Below are 23,866 nucleotides of genomic sequence, written 5' to 3' on the forward strand. Positions count from 1 at the left end.
AATAGCGACAATAAAAATGCGACAATAGTGATTCATCAAAAAACCTGACTGATGAATATCATCGATCAGGTTTCTTTAATTGATAAGAAAGTTTAAGTTCTTTACCGTACAGAAGCATCCGGGTAGCACCCTTTCTTAGTATATCTTTCTTGTTCATGGGCTTAGCAAAGGAGTTTGCTTGTCAAAAATTCTCTAGCTAAGAGTTCAAATCCAGTCCACTTCCAGTGATAGGGAACAAAATGTCCCTTATCTCTACGAGACGCTAGGAATAGACTGGAATAGGGGATCTGAGATCCCTAATCATCGAGAAAGCTGTGAATAAAAGGTCTTATTTTGATTTAGGTGACCTGAGTTCCCTTATTCCTGCAGATAAGTGGGCACTGCGAAGGATTAGGGAACTCAGTTCCCTAATTTTGCTTATAGGTTAGTTTGGATATTAGCGGCACGTCGCTTACAGATAAGCCATTTTACTATTGGCTATTTGGGTCATCTCATCGCTCAGGCACTAATTAGCCAATTGGACTATCATCTATTTCCTCATTGTTACCCGATTTTCCTTAAAGCCAGCCCAATAACCAGTAGTAAAGCTTGCTATATTAGAAAAAGCCGTCTTTTCTGCACATATAACCTATACTAGCACTGGCTAACTGATCGACACGCAAGGCTCGTTTAGACGAGTAATGATCTATTAGGGGTACGTTTTAAATACAGTATACCACCTAAAGTTAAACAGAAGAGGGCAGGGGTGGAGCCACCTTCCTGCCCTCCCGCGAGCACAACTGAACTCGGGTCGCCAAGGACCGCTAGAGTGATCTCCTCTAGCGGTCTCTTTATCTTATTCCCCATCGATTACAACGGTTTGATAAGCGTCACGGGCCATAATAATCTCTTCATTCGTAGGGATGACCATCACTTTGACAGGGGAATATTGACTGGAGATCAGCCGTTCCCCATTTCCTTCCCAATTGGCATGAGAATCCAAGTAAACCCCGGCGTATTCGAGTCCTTGGCAAATTTTTTCGCGGATCACCGAGCTATTCTCGCCAACTCCTGCGGTGAATATTAAACCATCAGCGCCATTCAGGCGTGCGAAATAGAGCCCTATATACTTGTGCAGTCTTGCCACGAAAAGGTCCAGGGCGAGCTGCGAGCGTTCATGACCATCCTCTGCATATTGTATAAGTTCACGGATATCGTTACTGACTCCGGAAATTCCAAGAAGACCGCTGCGGTGGTTAAGGACGTCGACAATTTGATCGGTTTCCAGGCCCTCAAGCCGTTCGAGGTAAGGAATAATTGCGGGATCGATATTTCCGCTGCGGGTTCCCATTGTGACTCCGCCGAGAGGAGTTAGCCCCATGGAGGTATCATAAGATGCTCCATTTCGAATCGCTGTTATGCTTACACCGTTGCCTATATGACAGCTGAGTAAACGGAGGCTATCAACCGGCTTGCCCATAATCTGCGCTGCGCGTTCCATTACATAGCGGTGGCTGCTTCCATGAAATCCGTATTTTCGAATTTTGTGTTTTTCATAGTATTCATAAGGAATGGCGTAAAGGTAAGAGGTAGGCGGCATCGTCTGATGAAAGCTCGTATCGAAAACAGCGACCTGCGGCTTCTCCCTATACTGCGAACGCGCGAGCCGTATACCCTCAAGGTTGATCGGATTGTGCAGGGGCGCCAAATAGCTGATCGCTTCAATTTGCTGAACCACATCATCCTTGATAAGCACCGAAGAACGAAACTGTTCGGCCCCATGCACAACACGATGAGCTACGATATCCACCTCTTGCCCGACTTGATCGAAAATAGCGGTTAATGTGTCCCTAACCGAACGCTCTGATGTAATTTTCTCATTCCCTTTCATGATTATTTTTTCCTTAGGCATTTCGAACAGCTTGAATTTGACGGAGCTGCTGCCGCAATTCAATACAAGCACTTTCTTTTTCTTGAATGTACGGAGCTCGTGATAGCCGTCAACAGCGATAATTTGCACAAGGTCTCCGGTACGTAAACCGGAAGCATTGGCTTCATCGGTGTCGATATGAAACTCCAGCATGTATTTGTCACTTACCCGGCAAAGGACATTTTCCAGAATGACCATCCGGTCTCCGTTCGTTTTGACGGCAACCAGATCTTTGTCCTTCACGCCCAACTCTTCGGCATTGCTCGGATGCAGGTGCAGGTGCCTGAATGGAATAATGACCCCTTTGTCCAATATAAGGGTGCCCTTCGGCCCTGTTACCTTGATACCGGGTGTATTGTCGATGTCTCCAGAATCTCTGACCTCTGTACTTACACCCAGCACATAACCGTCTGTCTTGGATATTTCCAACTGTGTATAAGAGCGTTCGGGTCCCAGTACTCTGACATTCGGAATGCTGCCTTTTGGTCCGGTGACAATTACCGTTTCTTCACAGGCGTATTGTCCTGGCTGCCGAAGTGATTTCAATTTCTCCAACCTATACCCTTTGCCAAACAGCACATCAGCATGCTCGCGTGTTAAATGAATATGACGACTAGAAACGCCTACAATTACTTCCATTCCAATATGCCTCCTAATCCAATATCGTATTTCTTTATTATGCCACATCTTTCAGTCAATAACTGAATTCATAGAGTGCTTACTATATATGAAGCCCCCGAGACAACAACAAGAGGCTGCCGCGAGACAGCCTCCGTGATCTACTGGTATTAATGTACGGGTGTCAGGTCTTTTTTCTTGCCCTTGATCTTAGGTTTACGGTTATCGAACAGGTGATGCATGTAAGGGAGCAGATAGTGGTCGACACCGAATTTCCCGGCATTAGCTCCAGCGGCCAAGATAACGCCGCCGATCAGTATCATCCACGGGTTCGTGCTGACAGTGCCAGCGAACAGAAACATGAAGTTCATGAGTAATCCGAAAAAGGCGGCTGCGGTGGTCAAGCACCCAAGCAGAAGGCCCAAACCGATGAAAAACTCACCCCATGGTATCATAACGTTGATTATATTGAGGTTTGGAAGTGCGAAACCTTTCAAGAAAGCAGTAAAGGTAGGATAGATGAGCTCGTTCGTTGCTTTGTCAATCACTGGCTTGGCAATGGCATTGTTTAGAAAGCCGCCTGCATTGAAGCCCCCAGTAATTTTATGCCATCCAGCCGTCAACCAGGTGTAACCCAGATACAATCGAGTGATCAACAGTAGAGCCGCTGCGAATTTGTTTCCTCTTAGCCAAGTGCTAATCATGGCTACCAACTCCTTATACGTTTTGTTCTTTCTGACTTTAGTTTAGCTGTATTCCCGGCTTGCCGAAGTGATAAAAGTCACATGATAGAATATATTTTCACTGCCCATTAGTCAGGTTCTCCAGATGACAATAGTTCCGCCATGATCCGTTCCTTAGAGGGAAATACGGTTTGCTCCTCGATTCGAAAATGCTCCGATACGATCATTAAGACTTGCTTGAGGCAGGAAAGAGCATCCTCGGCCGCTCCCCTATCAAGGTAATCCGCGGCTGAGCTTGCTTGTTCCAGAAACATCTCATAAAAATGCTTCGCTAGAAGATGATCCTTCTCTAATGCGCTAACTGGACCGATTTTTCCGCATGTATACAGCTTGGCAGCCGGAAATATAGACCGTTCTTCTTCTTCCAGATAACGATCTAGCTCCTTCATCAGGACTAGGGATTCTTTCTTTAGACCCCGAAGGGCATCCGACCAGTCATCAGATTGGAAATCAATCGGATTATTTTTCAATTTTGTGTCAAATCCATGTACCTTCTCCTTCCATTTATTATGGTCTTCTATCCAAAGCTCGTATTTGTTCATAAACACTTCTTCCACATTTCGCATATTCTCCGCCTCCAATTCTATAGTACCCCCTAGTATTCTGAGTATAATTCCAAATGCGTCCGATTGATGTGATGTAATTCACAACAGCTTAGATTTGTGCACAGTGATAAAAGTCACAGCGGTTTCCCATGCCAAAATGGTTTAATGAGCTAAGGAAATTACGATACGGAGGAGACAATACTATGGACCGAGCATTCGCTTCGAAATTCGCCAAGCTGTATTTTCTTACGGTGGTGGCCCTGATCTGTTTAATGTATATCGGATCAAGGCTTTTCACCCACATCGATTTGGCTTTATATGGGTACATGGTCGGTACGATCGTGTTTATAGGCGGGTTTTTCTATCGGTTTATTGCTTGGGGGGAGCGGCCTCCGACAAAGATCATAATGAAAAAAGGGCTGAAGCTGTTATTTAGAAGAAGCACACCGAAAACATCAGTAGAGCATTTGGCTACTTATCGCTTTATCTGGAATCGCGGCTTATATCGATGGACTCAGCACGTGCTTCTTGGCTGGGGCTGCATTTTATCAGCGTTCGTAACTTTTCCTCTAGTATTCGGTTGGATGTACTTCACTATGGCAGATAACGGCACTTATACCGTTGTTGGTTTTGGAATTGACATCATGAAGGTGAAGGCCGATGGATGGATCGCGTTTCTCTTCTATAATGCATTGAATATAACGGCGTTTATGGTCATTGCAGGCGTATGTATGGCGTTATACCGTCGTCTCAAAAGCATGCAAGCCAGGGCGGAGCAAAACTTTGTGTACGACTTTCTCCCTTTATATTTGCTTCTGTTTATCAGCATAACCGGATTAATGTTGACTGGAAGCAATATATTCCTTCATGGATGGGGGCACCCAGTAATCACCGTCATTCATCAGTGGTCTGTCATTCTTACGCTTATATACTTGCCTTTTGGTAAGCTGGCGCATATCCCGTTCCGTCCAATGAGTGTGCTGGCGAAAAATTACCGGGAGCACTATGGCGGGCAGCAAATGAAATTATGTAAAGTTTGTGCGGATGAATTCGTCTCAACAGAGCAATCCAAGGATGTTATTGAGGTTTTGAAGCAAAATGAGATTCATTTCAAAATGGACGAAGGCTTTCATTTGGCTGAGCTGTGCCTGCCTTGCCGTCGTAAGTACCGCATGTCCCGATTTACGGGAATCCCTACACACGCAATCAAGGTCAAGGAGGCCAATCAGAATGCTAAAGGATAAATTTTATAAAGATGTACCCAATAAACATCACCCAAAGGAAAAATTGGTTCATACACACTGCTCTTATTGCGGGATGCAGTGCGGCATGAATTTGCGAGTGGACACGGACAAGAACACGATTATTGGGGTGGAGCCAAGATATGATTGGCCGGTTACGCTCGGTAAAATGTGTCCAAAAGGAGTCACAGCTTACCAACAAACGAACCATGAGGATCGCTTGTTGCGTCCGTTGATCCGGGACGATGCCTCCAAGAAAGGTACGAAGGAAGGGTTCAGAGAGGCTACTTGGGATGAGGCTTACGAGCTTATTGTACGTAAATTCAAAGAACTTCAGTCCACATATGGCAAAGATACACTCTCAGTCTACAGCGGCGTTTCCATGACGAATGAAAAATGTTATCTGACAGGTAAATTTGCCCGTGTCGGTCTACAGACCAGATATATCGATTATAACGGAAGGTTCTGTATGTCCAGCGCTGCCGCTGGATTTCTCCGTAGCTTTGGAGTGGACCGCGGTTCAACACTGCCTTGGACGGATGTCCATGAAACGGATTGTTTGTTTATTGCCGGAAGCAACACGGCTGAGTGTCATCCTACCTCGATGTTCCGGGTATGGGAGGTCCAGAATCGCGGAGGTTATTTAATCGTCGTCGATCCACGGGAAACTCCTCTTGCCAGGCGTGCGGACATTCATTTGGACTTGAAGCCGGGAACGGATTTGGCTTTGGCTAACTGCATGGTTCATCTGCTCATACAGAACGGATTTGCAGATAAGACGTTTATTGAAAACCATACGAATGGTTTTGAAGAAACGATGGAAGTCGTGAAGCAGTTTACCCCTGAATATACAAGTGAAATTACCGGAGTAGCTCCGGAAAAGTTAATTCGAGCAGCAGAGATTTACGGGAAAGCGCCGGATGCCATCGTTATGTTCGCCCGTGGTATCGAACAGCAGATAAAAGGGTCCGATAACGTATCTGCCTATACTAATATGTGCTTGATAACGGGGAAAATTGGCCGTCCAAAATCAGGTGTTGCCACTTTAACGGGACAGGGCAACGGTCAGGGAGGGCGCGAACACGGGCAAAAGGCGGATGCACTGCCAGGCTACCGCAAGATCACAAACCCGAAGCATGTTCAAGAGGTAAGCGAAGTGTGGGGGATTAAGCCGGAGGAGATGCCGCTACCGGGGGTTTCCGCTTATGAAATGTTTGAATTGATGGAGAACAAAACGATTCGAGCTCTTTACCTGCTCTGCTCCAATCCTGCGGTTTCGGCACCGAATCTGAATTACGTCAAAGCAGCATTGAAAAGTCTGGATTTCATGGTTTGTAGCGATATGTTCTTATCCGAATCAGCTGAGTTCGCAGATGTTGTGCTTCCATCCGTTACATGGTCGGAGGACGAAGGCACGGTAACGAATCTGGAAGGAAGAATTATTAAAATCAACAAAGCGCAGGAGCCGCTCGGTGAATCGAAGCCGGATTGGCTCATTCAAGTAGAGCTTGCCGAACTTCTGGGCCGCGGTCAGTATTTCCGTCATCTTACGACGGCTGCTGAGGTGGGGGAGGAATTCCGGCTGGCATCCAAGGGCGGATATGCAGATTATTACGGTGCTACTTGGGATAAAATCGAACAGCAAAACGGCATCTTCTGGCCTTGTAAAGACAAAGAAGATCCCGGCACACCGTACATGTTTTTAGATCAAAAATATTATCACCCCGACGGAAAAGCGAAAATATGTGCACTTCCGTATCGACCGCCAGCAGAGGAGCCTTGTGGACAATATCCGTTGCGGCTGACCACAGGAAGGGTTGTGTACCACTATTTGTCCGGGAACCAGACCCGAAGAATTCCCTTTTTGCGGGATATGTGTCCAGAGCCATACGTAGAGGTTCATCCGGAAACGGCCATGCAGTATGGGATTGAGCATGAGGAGATCGTTCGTTTAGTCACACGCCGCGGCGAGGCGCATTACAAAGTCAAAATCATCGAGGCCATACGTAAAGATACTATATTCGTCCCCTATCATTTCGGACATGAGCAAGCGATCAACCTGCTGACCATTCCCGCTCTGGACCCGATGTCCCGAATGCCGGAGTTCAAAGCGTGTGCTGCTCAGATTGAGAAAACAGACAATAATTTGAAGGGGGCCGTACATTGAAGAAAATATTGTACATCGAAATGGATAACTGTATCGGATGCCGCAGCTGCCTGGCTGCTTGTACACAGTGCGGCGGCCATGAAGAACGGAATCGCAATTATGTGTACGATGTTAACCCGCTCGTCAATCGGCAGACGATACCGCTTATGTGCTTGCACTGCGTTAATCCGGCATGCGCAAGGAGCTGCCCGGCCCAGGCGATTCAGATTACTGAAGAGGGAGCTGTATTATCAGCTCTCGTGGAGAAATGTATCGGCTGCCAGAATTGTACAATTGCATGTCCTTATGGAATCCCGAAATTTGATGAAGAACAAAATCTGATGTATAAGTGCGATCTCTGCTATGACCGCACGAAGGAAGGCATCCCGCCTATGTGTGCATCTGTTTGCCCGACCAACACGCTGCAATGGATCAACGAGGATGAGCTGGCGGCGAAACAGGAGCAATATCGCTTGGGCAAATGGCTTTCCAGCCATCAGCCGTTCGACCCGCTCGAAGGAGAAACGAATGTGAAGATCAGTCTTCCGGGCATTTTGCAAGGGAAACAGAAGTTGTTTTAAGAAAACCCACTAATGACAGGGGTGCTGGAACTATGGATAAGGATAAAAATAATAAAGTTTCCTTCAACGAAGATAATTATAAGCATAACATCCACAAGGACAACGAAAGAAGCCTTGATCGACGCAGTTTTATGAAAATAATGGCCGGAGGGGCAGGAGTATTCGCGGTTTCGACCCTTCCCTGGGGGGCTCTTGCGGCTAAAGAACTGATGGGATTTGGCGGCAAAAGCCATCCTAAGACTAAAATCGCCGATATTCGTTCATTGAAGGTAGGAGATGCGTTAGAGTTCGCTTATCCGAGCGAGCATGATTCGGCTCTGCTGATCCGCTTAGGTGACAATGAATACAAGGCTTATCAGAATGCGTGTACGCATTTGAAATGCCCCGTCTTCTGGAGTCGGGAGGAAGAACAAATGATTTGTCCCTGCCACCACGGGTTCTTCGATCCGAAGTCAGGTGAACCAACAGCAGGTCCTCCTAGAAGACCGCTTCCTGAAATTGTAGTAGCGGTTGAAGACGATGCCATTTATGCAACGGGAGTGAAGCGGTATGAAACGAAAGTATAGGGGTGTCATTCTGCTGAGTCTTGTGCTCCTGCTTAATATCGTCTGTACGCAGTACACGGTTAACTATTATTTTTATCAAAATTATGAGCGTGTTCTCTTTTTTGCAGCATGCAATGTGATCTTGTTCCCTATTGCCTTATACATTTACAGAAAAGAGGTGAGAGACCATGGATAGCAAAAAGCTGCAGCTGCCTCTACAAACTTTTAGTCTAATACTTGGTTTTATGGTTTGGGTCATTCTTTCTTCCTTGGTTCCTTATATCAAAGAAGACATTCAGCTTAGTGCGGGGCAATTAGCTTGGGTAACCGCCATTCCGGTATTATTCGGTTCTATCTTACGGATCCCGGTAGGGTATTGGACGAATCGATATGGTGCACGGAAGCTGTTTGTGATCAGTTTTATTATTTTGCTTGCACCGGTGTATTGGGTCAGCATGGCGAACTCCTTCGCGGATCTAATTATTGGAGGACTTTTCCTCGGTGTAGGGGGAGCCGTATTTTCCGTCGGGGTTACCTCTCTGCCGAAGTATTACCCAAAGGAACGCCATGGATTTGTCAACGGAATCTACGGGATTGGTAATCTGGGTACTGCTCTTACCGCCTTCTCGGCTCCAGTAGCGGCAAGCTTTCTAGGATGGGAAAAGACAGTGCTGCTCTATACAGTGCTCCTGGGCATATTTATTGCCTTGAACTTTGTATTCGGCGACAAGAATGAACCTAAAGTAGTCACTTCTTTATCTGATCAGATCAAAGGCATATATCGGAATGAGAAATTATGGCTGCTCTGCTTATTTTACTTCATTACGTTCGGCTCCTTCGTCGCCTTCACGGTGTACTTGCCTAATTTCTTGGTCTCTCATTTCGAGTTAACCAAAGTAGATGCAGGGCTTCGCACCGCCGGCTTCATTGTAATGGCAACACTAATGAGACCCGTTGGGGGCTGGATGGGGGACAAATGGAATCCATTCAAGATTCTCATGTTTGTATTCGGTGGACTAACCATCTCAGCCGTGCTGTTATCGTTCGCTCCATCTATTGAAACATACACCGTAGGATGTTTAACGATTGCCTTATGTGCTGGAACCGGGAATGGCACAATCTTTAAGCTGGTTCCGCTTTATTTCTCCAAGCAAGCAGGGATCGCTAACGGGATTATATCGGCTATGGGGGGGCTGGGAGGATTTTTTCCACCTCTGATGTTAACTTTAATCTTTAAATTGACGGGACATTATGCGATTGGTTTTATGGCTCTGTCTCAGGTTGCGTTAGCAAGTTTAATTCTCGTTATATGGATGTTCTATCAAGATAAATTAAGTCTAACCACGAATATTATCAGGCAGACGACTCAGGGCATCATGGTTACGGATTTGAAAGGCGTCATCCAATCTGTTAATGATTCTTTTACTGAGGTTACTGGATATAAGGCAGAAGAAGCTGTTGGTAGAACACCGAACTTCCTCAAATCAGGCAAACAGGATTCCGTATTTTATAGCAGGATGTGGGCATCTCTGAGAGAAACAGGTCACTGGCAAGGAGAAATATGGAATCGCCGTAAAAATGGAGAAGTGTATTTAGAGTGGCTAATTATTAATGGCATTCGTAATGAAGCAGGGGAGATCAAGTGCTTTGCTGGCATGTTTAGTGATATGACAGAGCTTAAGCAAACTAAGGATGTGAGCTAAGTGAGGGCAGAGTTTTTTATGGATCTATGCTTCATTCGGGAAAAAGGTCAGGCAGATCCCTTCAAAGAGTCTGTTGAGCAGCACTTAGAAAGTTTATTTTCTGGGAAGTCGAGCTGGTATACGGAGGCCAGGCAGGAGGATCAGTTGGAATACGTAATCGCGGAGGTCAGTGGAATAGGCAACTGGGAGAAGGAAGAGGATGTCGCTCTTTTCCTTGAAAATCATGCAAAGCCGCAATTTCTTAATTGGCTGCAAGGATACCGGATACAGCTAGATGTAAAAGAGGAGCATACGGGGTGCAGTCATTGCGGTAAAAATGAGAGTAGAGTAGGGGTATAATCATGGAATGGGAACAAATATTATCCAAATATGCAGGACAACCGATAAAGCTGTGGATTGAGGATCGATCAGGAGAAGAACAGACGAAGCCCAAGCCTTATTCCTTGTTTAAGGTGGCACTGGCGGATGACCGGAAAGGGTTGCAATTTTACTTGAATGCTGCTCAGTTTTTGTCCATCCCTATTTTCGATGAATCTCTAACAAAGCTGGAAAAAAGCGCTACGGGCGAACATTTTGTTTCTCATGACTTAGAAGCAAAGCTGATATACTGGGTATATTTCGAAGATTCCAAGTGATGCAGGAGGTTCCTAAATGAATCACCCAGAAAGCTCAGACCGCTTCCGGCGAAAAGCCATTCAAGTGGAAGAAGCGCAGCAGAAAATCAATGAATGGATTCGAGATGGCGTCATGGAGGACATCCGATTAGAGAATGCCTTCGGCAGAAGGCTGGCCAAAAATATTACGGCAACGCATAACATGCCGCATTTTCGCCGTTCCGGAATGGATGGCTTTGCTATACAAGCTGAATCAACCGCCGGTGTGTCTTCTGACAGCCCCGTTGTATTGGAAGTAATCGAGAACATTCCATGCGGTTCGACGCCTGCGAGAGAGATAACAAGGGCTTGCGCATCGAGGATTATGACTGGAGCAATGGTTCCGGAAGGGGCAGACACAGTCGTCATGTTGGAGATGACGGAATCCTTCGAACAAGATGGCAAAAAGTATGTATCAATCCAAAAAGAGCTGAAGCCAAATCTTAACGTTACTCCCATCGGCTTAGAGCTGATGGAAGGCGACGATGTACTGGAAAGCGGGAGAAGATTAGGAGCAGGAGAGGTTGCTTTGTTAGCGACGTTCGGGCATGGCATTGTACCCGTCTACAAACGTCCTCAAGTAGCCATCTTCGCAACGGGGTCAGAGTTGCTGAGTATAGATGAGCCGCTTCAGCCAGGAAAAATCCGCAACAGTAATACGTATATGCTCGCTGCACAGGTATGGGATGCAGGTGGAACTCCTATTCTAATGGGGTCGATTCCCGATGAGATCGATCTAGCAAAATATAAAATTTCGGAGGCGTATTCAATTGCTGATTTTGTAATAACGACAGGCGGAGTTTCGGTTGGTGATTATGATATAATGGCCGATCTATTCAAGAACTGGCAAGGTACGATGCTCTTTAACAAGGTCACCATGCGGCCAGGGAGTCCAACAACCGTAGGGGTGTGGAAGGATAAGCTTCTTTTTGCCCTCTCTGGTAACCCGGGTGCTTGCTTTGTAGGGTTTGAATTGTTCGTCCGACCTGTAATTGATGGTATGCAGGGTAGGAAGGATTGTTTCCCGAAGGAGACGACTGCTTTTATCAGCGAGGATTTTACAAAGGTCAACGCCTACCCTCGCTTCGTCCGCGGCATTAGTTACACAGAAGAAGGTAAGGTATATGTAAGACAGGCAGGACTGGATCAATCCAGCAGTACTATATCGATCAGGGATTCCGATTGTTTAATCGTCATCCCGCCTGGAGGGCGGGGGTTACTTGCGGGAGAATTGGTGAAGATCATTAAACTGCGAGAATCGCAGCGGGGATATGTAGTGGGGTAAAGTTAAATGTAGGTGGTTATTAGAACTGTGATTTAGATCACAATTCTTTGGTCCAGGCACTGTTACAATGTAAACAGATGGTGAATCAATGACCAAAGGATGTGTTCCCAATGTTATACATTGTTATTAGTATTGTAGTCCTTCTCATTGTCGGTTCTCTTATTACGACACTGTCGGTCGGTTTCTCACCTGCGAATAAGGAAGAAGGCAGCTCCTATACGAATCGCACGGGTCGGAATTTATGGCTGCAAACCGTGTTTTATGTCGTAGGAACGGCACTTTTCGTAGTACTTCTATTCGTTTACGCACTTTAAACTTCTATGAAAGCTGTAGTCACATGGTGACATCGGCGGCCACTGCTTTAGCAAAGGTGAGTTTGGATTATAGTGGCAAGCCGTTTACAGATAAGCCATCTTACTACTGGCTATATGGCCATTTCATCGCTCAGGCACTAATTAGCCAACCTGACTATCCCTTATTTCCTCATTGTTACCCGATTTTCCTCAGAATCAGGCCAATAACCAGTAGTAAAACAGGCTATACCAGAAAAAACTGTCTTCTCCACACAAATAACCTATACTGGCAATGGCTATCGATCTCCACAATGGAGCGGAGAAACGAAGTGGTTGCCTTTGTGGTTGGGGGCCTACCTCTAAACTTATAATCAAGGGAACCCAAGCACAACAACAATCGTGGCCCACCTCGTTGACCTCCCACCCTCCAAACTGAATTCCTTCGCCAGAGGGCCTGATCGGTGAACTTCCGGTCAGGTTTTTTTGGTTCTCAAGGCATCCCTCTAATTCCACTTAAAGACGCGATACGTAGCGGTATTCGGAGGGAGTCATTCCTAGCTTGAGTTTGAATATTCTACTCAAATAATACTCATTATCGTAGCCGCAGCGAGAAGCAATACCGGCTAAGGTCAAATTCGTTTCTCTCAGCAGAGCCTGAGCTTTTTGTAAACGCAGCTCCGTGATATAACCCATGGGATTTTTACCGAATCGCAGAGTGAACTTTTGGGTTAACTGGGCAGGGCTCAACTGAAGCTCTTTAGCTAATGTACTCAGGCTGAGTTTACCGAGTGCCCGTTGCTGGATGCTTCGCAGCGCTTGATTCATTAGCGGGTCATCTGCATTGGGCGCAAGCTCCATATCATTGGACATATAGGTGAGCCACAGGTCTTCGAGCAGATGATTCTTCCTTCGTACCGAGAACGAATCTTGCTTTCCTGATAGGGATCGGAGCAAAGTAAGGGTGGACTGCAGACGCTGAGAATCCCGAATATGAAACTTGCCATTGGGAAATGGATTAAAGGTTGTCTTGGCCGATTCTATGTCAGGTGACCAGTCAAATATGATGAAATGAAAAGACAATAAAGTCAGCGCTCTCCGATGAAAGACATGGTTGGGAGGACAAATGACAAGATCCCCATTCGCAGCAACTCCTCTTATGTGATCGAATTCGAACGCGAAGCTGCCGTCTTCCACGATAAATAGTATCCAATCCTCATACGCAGCTTGATCAAGCATGAATCGTTCCGCATTTTCAACGTAGATATGATACTTAATGTGAGGAATCAACTCCCATGCTTCAACCATTCTGCAACTCCATTATTTTAAATTTTGTATAAGAAATATTATAGTATTGTGTATTTTAAAAGAAAAGCGCTAGAAATAAAATAAATATTGTATAAACGATTCGAATGCGATCTTAACGATTTGATTAGGAAAGGATGGATTCCTGTGACCGGTCTGGAAGGCTCTGAATACAAAAAGCAATTCGAGAAAGACGGCTATTTGCTGCTGCGGGGAGTTTTGTCGGAGGAACGTGTATCGCGGTTAAATGCTGCAATTGACGAAATCCTGAGTCAGGAGCCTGAGTCGCTTACCTACAATATTTACAATAGCGTGGAGCGTCATGACGAAATAGCTTCGCTCATCGATGAACCAGCGGTGCTGCCGCTCGTTGTTCAATTACTTGGCTATAATATTCAACTGCATATATCCCATCTGACGATCCGCAAGCCTAACCCGGAGGACTTGATTACGGAGACGCACAGCTTCATTAACTGGCATCAGGACGGTCCTCATCCACAATTTCCATCGATCTCGGGAATTACGCCGTTATACTATATCAAGACCTGCTATATCCTGAGCGACATGTCTGAACCGGACCGAGGGAACACCAAGATTGTCCCAGGCTCGCACAATCGCCCCTACCAACCTGAGTTCCCAGATTCAAGGCATACCCTTGCAGATGAACTGCAGATTTGCGGCAAGCCAGGTGATCTTTTTGTGTTCGCACAGAACCTATGGCATTCCGCTGCACCTAATCATTCCACGCATACGAGACGCCAATTGTTTCTTGGGTACAGTCCAATCTGGATGCGACCGATCGATTACCGTACGTCCTCGGCGCGGCTGATTGAACAGGCCGGTCCTTATCGGAAGCAGCTGTTAGGCGTCATAGACGAGAATCCGTTCATGCACTATGTCCCAAAAGCGTCTATGGTTCCATTGAAAGAGCTTGAAGGAACGGAGAATGGATAAGCGAGGTCATATTGGATGCATCAGCCGTGTTAGCGTGGATGAACAGGGAACCGGGGGCTGAACGAGTCAGCGAAATGCTGATGGAGGGAACATTGATCTCAGCTGTGAATGCAGCGGAAGTGATCTCGAAGCAAGCTGAACTCGGAGCTCCCCCAGACCAGACACTCTCCTATTTGCACCTAGCTGGAATGGAGATTATTAATTTTGATGCAGATGATGCGATTGCGGTTGGTGATTTGCGGACAGCAACTCGAAAGTCAGGCTTGTCTCTTGGAGACCGTGCTTGTATTGCTCTTGGTTTGAAGCTTCAGCTTCCAGTTGTCACTACTGATAGAGCCTGGATTAGGCTAGAGCTGAGTGAGTTGGACATCATTCAGATCCGAGAGGGGTAACTTCTACCTTTTCCAAATTTCTCATTGCTTGTGCGGTCGGTCCTTGTTATTCTGAATAGGATTGGACTAAGGTTAGATGAGAGGGACCTATTTCAGGCTCGAGAGGGGTAACCAAGATGCACAAGACGGTCAGCACATGGCAACAGTTTCAGCAATCCTGGGATGGCGTGCTTAACTTCCTGTTAGATGGCGAATGCATACCATTCTCTTACAACATGCCTTCCATGGAAAGAATTGTCGACACATTGCGGAACGATCCGGAGACCAGAATTACGCCAGGAGTGAAGAGTAATACACTCGAATTAGCAGATATCACGGAATCATTCCGGCAATTGCCTCTTGATGAAGCGGTACATGCCTCTTTTGCATTGGCCCATTTCAAGCTGCAGAAGTTTTATGGACCCGGTCAATTGTTAGAGGGCTTCGAGGAGCAGGTTATGGAGCCTTGGATGCAGGCGCTCCGGGAAGCCGGCTTCACATGGACCCGATGTTATCCGATCCTGTTCATGAGCGGGCCTCGTTGCGCGACTAACTATCACATGGACTACTCACAGGTAATGGCATGGCAAACGCATGGAACGAAGCTATTCTCAGGGCTGAAGGATCCAGAGCGCTGGGCTCCGCTCGAGACACGTATTCACGCGAAAGGCATTCAGCGTCCTGAAGGAATCACGGAAGCGGACGAGCTAACATATACAATGACCACCGGGACGTGCTTGTGGAATACTTTCTTAACTCCGCATTGGGTTGAAGCATCTGAACAAGCGGCTTGCAGCATCAATATTTCTCATGGCGGACTGCGTTATCAAGGTAAGCTGTGTCGACATGAGCAAGAGGTAGCGGATTGGCAGCAGAACCATCCCGACAAGTCTCGCATTTTGTTTTGATCTTTCATTTTTCTCTAGAAGAACCTTGCTCTCCAAGTACATGGAGAGCAAGGTTTTTTGTATTTTTAACATATATATTAGACAGGATATTCAGGTTTGAATCTTTTGAGGGAAAGTGTTTGAAACTGGTAAATTACGGTGTATATACATTTTGTAGAGCGTAATAGCCCAAGGGGCGTACATAACATGAGGAGAGTGAAATGAGTATGAAGATGAGGAACAAGCTGTTAGTGCCTTTATTAAGTTTATCCCTATTACTTCCGACAGTACCGTCGGTCACGAATGCAGCTACCGTCGTAGAACAAGCAACGGTTCACTCGAAGGCAGTGGAGCTAAGGGTAAGCCTGGATCATCTGCTCTCCGAGCATTTTGTATTGGCAGTGGCAGCCATGACCAAAGCGTATGATGGCTCGTCAGATGCAAGCAATGCTTACCAGGCATTGGATCAGAACGCATTGGACATGGAGCCCGCGATCGCATCCTTGTATGGGATTGAGGCTGCAGCTAAGTTCACCCAGATTTTCCGGGCACATAACAAAGCAACTGACGATCTGGTCAAGGGGATGAAAGCAGGCAACACACAAGCAGTTGCCGACGCTAAGGCGCAGGTGCAGAACTTCATCGTTGATTTCTCCAAGCTACTAGTCACTGCAACTGGCGGAATGCTTCCAGAGCAAGCGGCTCAAGATGCCGTACGGAAGCATGAACAACAAGTTCAATTAACCTTTGATCGGTATGTAGCGGGTGATTACAGTGGCGCTCTCCAAACGTACCGCGAGGGATTCAAGGAAATGTTTGCGATCAGCAAGGCATTATCCACAGCGATTACCAAGCAAATGCCAGCCAAATTCGACAACTCCACCCCGGATACACTGGCTGCAGAGCTGAGATCTACATTGAACCGATTGGCTTCCGAGCATCTGGCTCTATCCATAACGCAGATGCAGAAAGAACTAGACAACGGCAAAGATGCTAACGTTTGGGTTCAAGCTGAGGCTAATAACACAGCGGATTTCAAAGCGGCCATCGCTTCCGTATACGGGGCAGACGGTGCGGATAAGTTCGTGAGAATTTGGACTATGAATCACATTAATGCTCAAAGCGAAATCGTGAAAGCGGTGAAGTCAGGCAACAGCACGGCGTTAACCGAATCCAAGCAAAAAATCAATCAATTCGTGACTGAATTCGGCGCATTCTTGGGCTCTGCTACAGAGGGCAAGTTACCGGAGGGCGTTGCCCAAGAGTCGATTCGCAAGCATGAGGACCAAGTACAGCTCGCTTTTGACCAATATTCAGCGAGAATGTATGATACGGCCTACAAAACAATACGTGAAGGATACAAGTTCATGTTCAGTGTAGGGGAAGCTCTGAGTTCGGCCATTGTTGCTCAGAAGAATGCTATGTTCCAAGTTCCCAAAGTGGAGCCTAAGTTAACAAGCATCTGGATGCATATCGAGAGCAAAGACATCACGGTGGACACCCAAACCACGATGATGGATACAGTGCCAACGGTTATTGACGGCAAGCTGTTCCTCCCGTTACGCTATGTGTACGAAGCGATGGGAGCCAAAGTATACTGGTACGAACAGAACCATTCGATTGTAGTGGAGTTCGGTGCTGATCTGCAAACCTTTTGGGTAGGCAAAGACCTCATGGACCACAATGGTGACCAGAAAGTAGTCGGTTCGGTCGTATCCATCAACCAGGACGGGCGAGCCGTTCTACCCGCAGAATTTGTTGCTAAGAGCTTGAACTGGGAGCTTACTCGAAAACAAGGTGATCCCGAAATCAAGCTAACTAAAATCCAATAGCTTCACTGCTTGGCCTAGAAACTGTCGGTACAGCCGACAGTTTTTTGGTGTCTGCTAGCATTAGTTAAGGTGAGTTTACTAATCGCCCCGCGGCTCGGTTAGAGGACAAATTAGTATGTTTCCTGTTACTACTTAGGATCGTGGAGATCATTTAGCCAGTGCTAGTATAGGCAATTTGGGCGGAAAAGACGGTTCTTTCTGGGATAGACTATTTTACTATTGGTTATTTGGCTAGCTTTGAGGAATATCGGCTCAAATTGCGGAAATAAGGGATAGTCAAATTGGCTAATTAGTGTCTGAGCGATGAAATGGCCCAAAAAGGCAGTAGTAACATGGCTTATCTGTAGGCGAGGTACCACTAATCCAAAGGATCTATCGATGAATTCCGGTCCTTTGCTGAGAATTCCTTTAGCGAGGTAAAGTAGATGTCGAAATGGTATACATCTACTCGCTAAAGTGAATCAGAAAGGGGCATGAAGAGAGATATTTGCTGCTAAAGCTCCGCCCAATAGGGCATGCCCGCTTGGGCGCCGAGCTTCGTTACCGACTTCCCGGCTGCTTTTACTGCGAAGGCTATGGCCTCGCCCAATGCCCAGCCGGACGCGATACCGAAGCATAGTCCGCCGTTGAAGGCGTCCCCCGCCCCCGTTGTATCAACGACGCTAACCTTATTGGCGGGTACGGTACAGAGTTCCCCGTTGTCCAAATAAGCGCAGCCCTTCTCACCTCGGGTCAAGATCAGTCTATGTTTGTTGCGCAGCTCCCATTCAGAGAGAAGGGCTGCAAGCTCATCCAGACCTTTGAATTCACACCCTGACATTTGCATGAGCTCGGTTTCATTAGGGGTCACGTAATCAGCGTTGTGCAGCAGTTCTAAGGAAAGCGGCTGAGCCGGAGCCGGATTTAATACGGTAAGGACGCCATATTCACGGGCAATGCGCAGAGCGTACTCCACCGTCTTCAAAGGAATCTCCAGCTGCACCAGCAGCAGATCGGCTGCTTCTATTAATGATCGATGTTTCTCTATATCCTCTTCCACACATTGACCGTTAGCTCCGGAAACGACCACGATACAGTTGTCTTCGGGCGTATGGAGCACGGTTGCGGTACCCGTCGGTACCTCGTCGGCATACCGGATAGCCGATACATCAATCCCATTGTCTAATAAATTGCGGAGCAATTGTTCTCCGAATAGATCTCGACCCACTACTCCGATCATGGAGACTTCAGCTCCTAACCTTGCGCATGCAACCGCCTGATTCGCTCCCTTGCCTCCCGGCATGTAATGAATTGCCGAGCCTTGAAGCGTTTCTCCCACGGTCGGCATCCGGTTCACGGACACTACCATATCCATGTTCAAACTTCCCACGACAACGATCTTTGGCTTGCGCAAACGAATCCCCCCGCTTCCAGATCTCATTTTATTATCCCATTGAATGACAGATGTAGTGTAAAGGAGTTATTCGTGAATATCAATCCTTTCCTTCAACGGATTCCCGTTTCAACCCCCCAAAACGCCGTAAAGTGGTTAAATGCTTCCAAGTAGAAACTTGAAACATTCGTCAAAGTGGAGGAATGATTCATTCGAGCAAGTATTGGTTATGGGAATTCGGATCTTTGCATGTTTATACTGAACCTGTCGACAAATCCTGGCTGTGCCTCGAGGTGGTCGTCAAGACAAGATAGAGCAGATTAGGGGGGAGTGGTAACTATCGTTAATTCGATTCTGAAAAGCAAGTACTATTATGCCATGTTTTTGATTCCATTTGTTTACTTTGCCGTGTTTCATTACATCCCGTTGTTCGGGATCTTAATCGCTTTCAAAAAGTACAACGTGTTCCAGGGCGTATTCGAGAGCCCATGGGTCGGGACACAATATTTCAAACAGTTTCTTAGCGATCCTTATTTTTACAAGCTGCTCAAAAATACGCTGCTGATCGGACTGTACCATATTTTGTTTTCGTTTCCGGCCCCGATTGTGCTGGCCCTGCTTCTGAACGAGCTGAAGCATCAAATGTTTAAACGGTTCGTTCAAACGGTCAGCTATTTGCCGCACTTTTTGTCCACTGTAGTCGTTGTTGGGATTATTGTGAATTTCATGGCCTATGACGGAATCATTAACCGTTTTCTTGGCCTCTTCGGGGTCGACGCTGTTCATTTTCTAATGTTGCCGGAATGGTTTCGAACGATCTACATTGGATCCGAAATTTGGCAGGGGATCGGTTGGGGATCGATCATTTATTTGGCGGCCTTAACTGCCGTGGATTCTCAATTATACGAGGCTGCAGTCATCGACGGGGCCAACCGTTGGAAGCAAATGCTGCACATTACGCTCCCAGGCATAGCGCCAACGATCATCATTCTGCTTTTGTTCAATATAGGAGCGGTGATGCACGTGTCGTTCGAAAAAGTGTTGCTGCTGTCCAACGGTTCCAATCAACCTGCTTCTGATGTTATTTCTCTTCATGTCTACCGCCGGGGACTCATTTCCAGCGACTTCAGCTATGCAACAGCAGTAGGCTTGTTCAACTCCATCGTGGCTGTACTGTTCTTGACCGCGGCCAACCGGATCAGCAAAAAAGTCAGTGAGACAAGTTTATGGTGAAGGAGGAGCTCCTGTGAGAATCCGTCAAAGCATCGGATCCCAAGCGTTCGACACATTCAACATCCTTTTTATGATCGGGCTGATTTTCGTAACGTTTTATCCGCTATATCATATATTCGTTGTTTCCATCAGCGACGGACATTCCGTTTTGAGAGGGGAAGTGAATTTTTGGCCAGTCGGTCCGAATTTGGACACCTATCGCTTGCTGCTTCATGATTCAGCGATCCTCCGGTCCTATGGAAACACGATTTTGTATACAAGTGTAGGCACTCTTGTCAATTTGTGCTGCACCATCCTGTGCGCTTACCCGCTCTCCAAGAAGGAATTTTACGGAAAAAGCTTTTTTACTCTGATGATTGTATTTACGATGTTTTTCAGCGGGGGATTGATTCCAAGTTACTTGCTTGTGCAAAAGCTGCACATGATGAATACGATGTGGGCCCTCATTGTGCCAGGTGCAATCAGCGCTTGGAACATGATCGTGATGCGAACTTTTTTTCAAGGCCTCCCGAACGAGCTGTTCGAATCTGCCCGCATGGACGGGGCGAATGAATGGCTAGTGTTATGGAGAATCGTATTGCCCCTTTCATTGCCGATTATTGCAACCATTTCGATGTTTTATGCAGTAGGCCACTGGAACAGCTTTTTCCCTGCCTTGATTTATTTAGATGAAAAGGCGAAGTATCCGGTGCAAATATTGCTGCGCAACATCGTCGTAATGGGCCAAATGTCGGAGCAAAGCCAGGAGCTAAGCGGGCCATACGCGGCAGTCACGTCAACGAACATCAAATACGCCGTCATCATGATTGTGGTTGCACCTATCATCGCCGTCTACCCGTTTATTCAAAAATACTTCATCAAGGGGGTGATGATCGGCTCTTTGAAGGGGTAGAAGCTACAGGCATTATCAGCAGTACAGGCATTTTAAGTTCATTGGTTAGCTGTTACAATAATAAGGATAATGGAGGGGTAACATGTCCAACAAACGAATGAGGGTCAACTTAATTGTCTCCATCACTTTGGCCGCAGCACTAATCTCCGGCTGCACAGCCAAAACGAGCGAAGGGGAGCCTTCCTCCACGGAAAGCCGAAAGGAAATGTCTCTGAAGATGATCCGCTATGAGCATCCTTCCCAGGCCCTCAAGCAGGATACGCCGGTATTAAAGGAAATCGCTAAAAAAATGGGCGTCAAGCTTCAGGTAGAAGGGGTACCGCAAAGCAACTATAACGAGAAGAAACAGGTTCTCATCGGTACGAACAATATTCCGGACATTATTCTAATTGATCAAAACGATCTCAACCAATACGCCAAAACCGGAATCTTCCTTACTATTTCCGATTACTTGGATCAGGCTCCAAATCTTAAGAAGCGACTGGTAGAAAATCCGGAAACGAACAAATTGCTGATCGACGGCAAGCTGTACGGCTTTCCGATTACCGCCCAAAACCAGCTTTCGGCCGGAAAAGCACCGATGATCCGAACGGATTTGCTGAAAAAGCATAATTTGAAAACGCCAACATCCTTTGAAGAGTTGTATCAGGTATTAAAAAAGCTGAAGGAGGCTTATCCGGATTCGACACCATGGACGTCACGAGGGATGGGTTCCTTTCTGGATGCAGTCTCTTACGGTATGGGCGGCGGCTACGGGATGTATTTCGATCACGATGTGCAGGGCGGCTCCTATGTATATGGGACCAACAAGCCCGTATTCAAAGAAGTGCTTACTTATTTGAATAAGCTTTACAGCGAGAAGCTGCTCGACCCAGACTTTTCCGTTAACACACAGCAAAAGTGGGCGGAGAAGCTGAGCGCCGGCAAAGCGTTCTTCTTTTTCGACAACAACACGTTCGCCGTTAACTTTAACCAGGCTCTGCAGCAGCAGAATAAGGAAGCGATACTTGATCTGATCCCGTACTTTACGAACAGCCAGAGCAAGGTTAGAGGATTCGCTTACCCGAAGGCCGGATGGATTTCGGAATTATACGCGATCAGCTCCAAGGTCAAGGATCCCGCGGCAGTCGTCAAGTTCTACGATTGGCTATATAGCGACGAGGGTATGCAGGTTACCAACTTCGGTGTGCTCGGCGAAACCTATGAGTTAGCAGGCGGTAAGCCCAAATTGCTTCCAAGCGTCCTTGATAAATATAAAGCAGCTGCCGATCCGGCGAGGGCCATGCTGTCAGAGCTGGGGGCGGGATATTTGAGTCTTGCGCCGCATGTAGATGAAACACCGATCATTCAAGTTTCCAATCCCGATCTGGTGCGTTGGGGAGAGCAAATCGACAAGGATCCCGGCTCGAAGAACCGTGCACCGTCGTTAAAGCCGCCTTTTACGGATGAAGAGAACGAGAAGATCAAGCAAATCAACTCCAAATTGAGTCCAATCACGGCCGACGTTGTGAAGTTCATCATGGGGTCTAAGCCGCTTTCCGAGTTTGAGGCTTTCGTAAAAGCATTGAATGATAACGGTGTGCCTGAACTTGAGAAAATATACAATTCGGCTCTCGGAAGAGTGAAAAAATGATTACCAATACATTAAACGATCGGAAACGCCCCAAACTGCAGGTCGAAACGGTTTCTATTTATACGCCTGCAGCCGAGTCTGATTGGTCTTATTCCCACCATGCTCATATTGCCTTCTTCAAGGGCAAATATTATGCAGTCTGGTCGAATGGGAGGATTAACGAAGACGATGTTGGTCAACGGGTGCAAATGGCGGTCTCGGATGATTTCCTTCATTGGTCGCCGCCCCAGCCTTTAGTGGATACTGCTCGGGGGTTACATTCCGATTTGGTACTGACTGCAGCTGGATTTCACCAACACGGCGATACGTTAGTCGTCTATTATGGACAGTACGAATATCGACCGGAGCATCTGGAGAACAACACTCGCAAAAGCGGGGATAAGGGACATATGAATACTTCCCTGTATGCCGTTACAACAACAGACGGAATGAGCTGGAGCAAGCCGATCCCGCTGCATGTGCCTATCATCCCGAATCACGGACCTCAGCAGACACAATCGGGTAGGCTGATCATAAGCGGCAATATTATGTTTCCTTATTCGGACGATCCTGCAGGTCTTGCAAATTGGGTTCAATCGGGCATATACCCTCCAGAGATGGCTGGAATATTATGCGACGATTCCGAGTCGTTCTGGCGAGTTAAGGAAGCGCGCAATTGGCCAGTCGGACTATGTGAAGGTTCGTTCTATCAAACGACCGATGGAATCCTTCATATGCTGCTGAGAAGCAACAGCCGCACCCTCTGGGTAACACGCAGCGCTGATGATGGAATGAGCTGGTCGAATCCGCTGCCGACTGGATTTTCCGATAATAATAGCAAATTTCATTTCGGGCGATTACCGAACGGGACGATTTATTATGTCGGCACACCCGATCCTGAGCCTCGAGGGAAGCGCAATCCATTGGTTCTGTCACTGTCGCTCGACGGGATGCTGTTCAACCGCCATTTCATTCTGAAAAATGAACCGTGTGAACGGTTGTTTCAGGGAATGTACAAGGGCGGCGACTATGGGTACCCCCACACGTTGGTGCACGACGGATATCTTCATGTGATCTACTCGGTTTGCAAGGAAAGTGTACATGCGCTTCGCGTGCCGATCGAAACGTTATAAACAATAGGCTTTGGGA

The 23,866-nt window shown here is 46.8% G+C and carries 23 protein-coding genes; 18 read left to right on the forward strand and 5 right to left on the reverse strand.

What is annotated here, in order from left to right; genetic code table 11:
* Window positions 1–835 precede the first annotated feature (835 nt).
* The 3 genes from AC58QD_RS29730 to AC58QD_RS29740 all read right to left on the reverse strand — a co-directional run bounded on the left by AC58QD_RS29730 (window position 836) and on the right by AC58QD_RS29740 (window position 3,836).
* Complete coding sequence (locus tag AC58QD_RS29730) at window positions 836–2,548, reverse strand: acetate/propionate family kinase (protein WP_497338669.1); 1,713 nt, start codon at window positions 2,546–2,548, stop codon at window positions 836–838.
* Between the two features lie 149 nt (window positions 2,549–2,697).
* The gene (locus tag AC58QD_RS29735; RefSeq protein ID WP_497338670.1) at window positions 2,698–3,231 is read right to left on the reverse strand and encodes a DoxX family membrane protein; all 534 of its coding nucleotides are present in this window, start codon (window positions 3,229–3,231) and stop codon (window positions 2,698–2,700) included.
* A gap of 107 nt (window positions 3,232–3,338) precedes the next feature.
* Complete coding sequence (locus tag AC58QD_RS29740; RefSeq protein WP_497338671.1) at window positions 3,339–3,836, reverse strand: hemerythrin domain-containing protein; 498 nt, start codon at window positions 3,834–3,836, stop codon at window positions 3,339–3,341.
* A 182-nt stretch (window positions 3,837–4,018) separates the two neighbouring features.
* On the opposite strand from AC58QD_RS29740, the gene AC58QD_RS29745 reads away from it, so the two are divergent.
* The 10 genes from AC58QD_RS29745 (at window position 4,019) to AC58QD_RS29790 (ending at window position 12,283) form a co-directional block, all read left to right on the forward strand.
* A complete protein-coding gene (locus tag AC58QD_RS29745) occupies window positions 4,019–5,059 on the forward strand; it encodes a hypothetical protein (protein ID WP_497338672.1) in 1,041 nt (346 codons plus the stop codon).
* On the forward strand, window positions 5,046–7,223 hold the full coding sequence (locus AC58QD_RS29750; RefSeq protein ID WP_497338673.1) for a molybdopterin oxidoreductase family protein: 2,178 nt from the start codon (window positions 5,046–5,048) through the stop codon (window positions 7,221–7,223). The genes AC58QD_RS29745 and AC58QD_RS29750 overlap by 14 nt, the downstream gene beginning before the upstream one ends.
* Window positions 7,220–7,783, forward strand: coding sequence for a 4Fe-4S dicluster domain-containing protein (locus AC58QD_RS29755; protein WP_497338675.1), 564 nt, complete (start codon window positions 7,220–7,222; stop codon window positions 7,781–7,783). Before AC58QD_RS29750 ends, AC58QD_RS29755 begins: the two co-directional genes overlap by 4 nt.
* Before the next feature lie 32 nt (window positions 7,784–7,815).
* On the forward strand, window positions 7,816–8,349 hold the full coding sequence (locus AC58QD_RS29760; protein ID WP_497338676.1) for a Rieske 2Fe-2S domain-containing protein: 534 nt from the start codon (window positions 7,816–7,818) through the stop codon (window positions 8,347–8,349).
* The gene (locus tag AC58QD_RS29765) at window positions 8,333–8,524 is read left to right on the forward strand and encodes a hypothetical protein (protein ID WP_497338677.1); all 192 of its coding nucleotides are present in this window, start codon (window positions 8,333–8,335) and stop codon (window positions 8,522–8,524) included. Before AC58QD_RS29760 ends, AC58QD_RS29765 begins: the two co-directional genes overlap by 17 nt.
* Window positions 8,517–10,031: an MFS transporter gene (locus AC58QD_RS29770; RefSeq protein ID WP_497338678.1), complete on the forward strand. Its 1,515-nt coding sequence runs from the start codon at window positions 8,517–8,519 to the stop codon at window positions 10,029–10,031. Before AC58QD_RS29765 ends, AC58QD_RS29770 begins: the two co-directional genes overlap by 8 nt.
* Entirely contained in the window at window positions 10,032–10,370 is a 339-nt protein-coding gene (locus AC58QD_RS29775; RefSeq protein WP_497338680.1) for a hypothetical protein, read from the forward strand.
* Between the two features lie 2 nt (window positions 10,371–10,372).
* On the forward strand, window positions 10,373–10,666 hold the full coding sequence (locus tag AC58QD_RS29780) for a hypothetical protein (protein ID WP_497338681.1): 294 nt from the start codon (window positions 10,373–10,375) through the stop codon (window positions 10,664–10,666).
* A gap of 16 nt (window positions 10,667–10,682) precedes the next feature.
* Complete coding sequence (locus AC58QD_RS29785; RefSeq protein ID WP_497338682.1) at window positions 10,683–11,969, forward strand: molybdopterin molybdotransferase MoeA; 1,287 nt, start codon at window positions 10,683–10,685, stop codon at window positions 11,967–11,969.
* 110 nt (window positions 11,970–12,079) lie between these two features.
* Entirely contained in the window at window positions 12,080–12,283 is a 204-nt protein-coding gene (locus AC58QD_RS29790; RefSeq protein ID WP_497338683.1) for a hypothetical protein, read from the forward strand.
* Between the two features lie 492 nt (window positions 12,284–12,775).
* On the opposite strand, the gene AC58QD_RS29795 is transcribed toward AC58QD_RS29790, so the two are convergent.
* Window positions 12,776–13,567: a helix-turn-helix domain-containing protein gene (locus AC58QD_RS29795; RefSeq protein WP_497338684.1), complete on the reverse strand. Its 792-nt coding sequence runs from the start codon at window positions 13,565–13,567 to the stop codon at window positions 12,776–12,778.
* Window positions 13,568–13,705: 138 nt separating this feature from the next.
* Here AC58QD_RS29795 and AC58QD_RS29800 point away from each other — a divergent pair, with 138 nt between their 5' ends.
* The 4 genes from AC58QD_RS29800 to AC58QD_RS29815 all read left to right on the forward strand — a co-directional run bounded on the left by AC58QD_RS29800 (window position 13,706) and on the right by AC58QD_RS29815 (window position 17,608).
* Window positions 13,706–14,518 (forward strand): phytanoyl-CoA dioxygenase family protein, encoded by an 813-nt coding sequence (locus AC58QD_RS29800; protein WP_497338716.1) that lies wholly within the window; start codon window positions 13,706–13,708, stop codon window positions 14,516–14,518.
* 11 nt (window positions 14,519–14,529) lie between these two features.
* Complete coding sequence (locus tag AC58QD_RS29805) at window positions 14,530–14,910, forward strand: type II toxin-antitoxin system VapC family toxin (RefSeq protein ID WP_497338685.1); 381 nt, start codon at window positions 14,530–14,532, stop codon at window positions 14,908–14,910.
* A 116-nt stretch (window positions 14,911–15,026) separates the two neighbouring features.
* A complete protein-coding gene (locus AC58QD_RS29810; RefSeq protein ID WP_497338686.1) occupies window positions 15,027–15,797 on the forward strand; it encodes a hypothetical protein in 771 nt (256 codons plus the stop codon).
* Window positions 15,798–15,997: 200 nt separating this feature from the next.
* Entirely contained in the window at window positions 15,998–17,608 is a 1,611-nt protein-coding gene (locus tag AC58QD_RS29815) for a copper amine oxidase N-terminal domain-containing protein (RefSeq protein WP_497338687.1), read from the forward strand.
* Window positions 17,609–18,101: 493 nt separating this feature from the next.
* Here the strand turns inward: AC58QD_RS29815 and rbsK are convergent, their stop codons facing one another.
* Window positions 18,102–19,001 carry a ribokinase gene (gene rbsK / locus AC58QD_RS29820; RefSeq protein ID WP_497338688.1) on the reverse strand — a complete coding sequence of 300 codons (900 nt, stop codon included), beginning with the start codon at window positions 18,999–19,001 and terminating at the stop codon, window positions 18,102–18,104.
* A 309-nt stretch (window positions 19,002–19,310) separates the two neighbouring features.
* Here rbsK and AC58QD_RS29825 point away from each other — a divergent pair, with 309 nt between their 5' ends.
* The 4 genes from AC58QD_RS29825 (at window position 19,311) to AC58QD_RS29840 (ending at window position 23,850) form a co-directional block, all read left to right on the forward strand.
* On the forward strand, window positions 19,311–20,213 hold the full coding sequence (locus AC58QD_RS29825; RefSeq protein WP_497338689.1) for an ABC transporter permease: 903 nt from the start codon (window positions 19,311–19,313) through the stop codon (window positions 20,211–20,213).
* Between the two features lie 13 nt (window positions 20,214–20,226).
* Complete coding sequence (locus AC58QD_RS29830) at window positions 20,227–21,105, forward strand: carbohydrate ABC transporter permease (protein ID WP_497338690.1); 879 nt, start codon at window positions 20,227–20,229, stop codon at window positions 21,103–21,105.
* An 82-nt stretch (window positions 21,106–21,187) separates the two neighbouring features.
* Window positions 21,188–22,738 carry an extracellular solute-binding protein gene (locus tag AC58QD_RS29835; protein ID WP_497338691.1) on the forward strand — a complete coding sequence of 517 codons (1,551 nt, stop codon included), beginning with the start codon at window positions 21,188–21,190 and terminating at the stop codon, window positions 22,736–22,738.
* On the forward strand, window positions 22,735–23,850 hold the full coding sequence (locus AC58QD_RS29840) for an exo-alpha-sialidase (protein ID WP_497338692.1): 1,116 nt from the start codon (window positions 22,735–22,737) through the stop codon (window positions 23,848–23,850). The genes AC58QD_RS29835 and AC58QD_RS29840 overlap by 4 nt, the downstream gene beginning before the upstream one ends.
* The last annotated feature ends 16 nt before the right edge of the window (window positions 23,851–23,866 follow it).

Source organism: Paenibacillus sp. J2R1T-4 (assembly GCF_059692235.1).

Coding starts and splice junctions, on each gene's coding strand:
- AC58QD_RS29730 (WP_497338669.1), bottom strand. CDS start 2,548: ATGGAAGTAATTGTAGGCGTTTCTAGTCGTCATATTCATTTAACACGC.
- AC58QD_RS29735 (WP_497338670.1), bottom strand. CDS start 3,231: ATGATTAGCACTTGGCTAAGAGGAAACAAATTCGCAGCGGCTCTACTG.
- AC58QD_RS29740 (WP_497338671.1), bottom strand. CDS start 3,836: ATGCGAAATGTGGAAGAAGTGTTTATGAACAAATACGAGCTTTGGATA.
- AC58QD_RS29745 (WP_497338672.1), top strand. CDS start 4,019: ATGGACCGAGCATTCGCTTCGAAATTCGCCAAGCTGTATTTTCTTACG.
- AC58QD_RS29750 (WP_497338673.1), top strand. CDS start 5,046: ATGCTAAAGGATAAATTTTATAAAGATGTACCCAATAAACATCACCCA.
- AC58QD_RS29760 (WP_497338676.1), top strand. CDS start 7,816: ATGGATAAGGATAAAAATAATAAAGTTTCCTTCAACGAAGATAATTAT.
- AC58QD_RS29765 (WP_497338677.1), top strand. CDS start 8,333: ATGAAACGAAAGTATAGGGGTGTCATTCTGCTGAGTCTTGTGCTCCTG.
- AC58QD_RS29770 (WP_497338678.1), top strand. CDS start 8,517: ATGGATAGCAAAAAGCTGCAGCTGCCTCTACAAACTTTTAGTCTAATA.
- AC58QD_RS29780 (WP_497338681.1), top strand. CDS start 10,373: ATGGAATGGGAACAAATATTATCCAAATATGCAGGACAACCGATAAAG.
- AC58QD_RS29785 (WP_497338682.1), top strand. CDS start 10,683: ATGAATCACCCAGAAAGCTCAGACCGCTTCCGGCGAAAAGCCATTCAA.
- AC58QD_RS29790 (WP_497338683.1), top strand. CDS start 12,080: ATGTTATACATTGTTATTAGTATTGTAGTCCTTCTCATTGTCGGTTCT.
- AC58QD_RS29795 (WP_497338684.1), bottom strand. CDS start 13,567: ATGGTTGAAGCATGGGAGTTGATTCCTCACATTAAGTATCATATCTAC.
- AC58QD_RS29810 (WP_497338686.1), top strand. CDS start 15,027: ATGCACAAGACGGTCAGCACATGGCAACAGTTTCAGCAATCCTGGGAT.
- AC58QD_RS29815 (WP_497338687.1), top strand. CDS start 15,998: ATGAGTATGAAGATGAGGAACAAGCTGTTAGTGCCTTTATTAAGTTTA.
- AC58QD_RS29835 (WP_497338691.1), top strand. CDS start 21,188: ATGTCCAACAAACGAATGAGGGTCAACTTAATTGTCTCCATCACTTTG.
- AC58QD_RS29840 (WP_497338692.1), top strand. CDS start 22,735: ATGATTACCAATACATTAAACGATCGGAAACGCCCCAAACTGCAGGTC.